This window comes from Xylanibacter sp., from assembly GCF_057607445.1.
This window is the reverse complement of record NZ_DBLZAX010000058.1, coordinates 1-1,107: the sequence shown is the minus strand read 5'-3', so window position 1 is coordinate 1,107 and position 1,107 is coordinate 1. Positions and strand designations below refer to the sequence as shown.

Here is a 1,107-nt window from a genome sequence, read left to right as displayed (position 1 = left end):
TTTTTAGGGGTGGGGAAAGGGAGAGAAAACCAGCCCTTTTTTAAGAGGTCAAAAATGTGCAATAAACTGTATTGATAATATAAGCCCCCTATAGGTGTTTTGGAGGGGAGAAAAAGGTGGTGGGAATATGGCAAAAAAACCGACTGAAAAGCAGTTGTATAAGCTGAAAAATGAATGGCTGGGGCAGTTCTTTGAGGAAGTGAAGCCGAAAGAGTTTTATCGGGCTGTTTTTCCAGAGGGAAGTTTTGAGAGAAAGGGGCATTTTGAGGACGGAAAGGCAAATGGCATTATAACCATAGTTGAGAATGATAAGGCGAAGAATCGGATTGTATTTGATGATTTGTCGGTCATTGATGAGGTCAAGGGGGCAGAGTTTGCTGTCATGTCCCCTGTGGCGTATTCCGGCAGAAATCGGACGGCAGCCAATGCAAGGTGGCTGTATGGGATAGCGATAGACCTTGACGGGGTGGAGATGCCGCAGCTCCGTGATGTGTTCCATCAAATGAACCATGATATTATCCCGAAATGCACTTACTGTATTAACAGCGGTCACGGGCTGCATTTATATTATCTGCTGGAAAAGCCGGTTCCCTTGTATAAGCATTTGCAGGATAAGCTTCGAGAGTTCAAGTATGAGCTGATTGCGAAAGTCTGGAACCGTTATACAAGCACTTTCACAGAACGGGAACAGGTTCAGTATCAGGGGATTTTTCAGGGCTTCCGTATGGTTGGAACGCAGTCAAAGCTGGGAAAGAGATACCCGGTAAAGGCTTTTGAAACGGGCGAGAGAGTGACGATTGAGTATTTGAACGGGTATCTTATGGATAAGAGCAAGGCGGTCACGGATTTTCACTATAAGAGCGATTTGAGTCTTGCCGAAGCCCGGAAGAAGTACCCGGAATGGTATGAAAAGCGAATTGTGCAGGGGGAGCGCCGTGAGCGCTGGCATGTCAAAAGGGACTTATATGATTGGTGGCTGCGGAAAATAAAAGAGGGGGCTTCTGTAGGGCACAGATACAGCTGCCTTTGCGTTTTGGCGTCCTATGCCGTTAAGTGCGATATTCCGGAAGATGAGCTTTTTACAGACGCTTTTTCCCTATTGCAGTT

The 1,107-nt window shown here is 46.3% G+C and carries 1 protein-coding gene; it reads left to right on the top strand.

Annotated features, from left to right (window positions below; all coding sequences use genetic code 11):
• Positions 1-127: 127 nt before the first annotated feature.
• On the top strand, positions 128-1,107 hold a 980-nt coding region (locus ACZMIG_RS14815), incomplete at its 3' end, for a hypothetical protein (protein ID WP_487889772.1).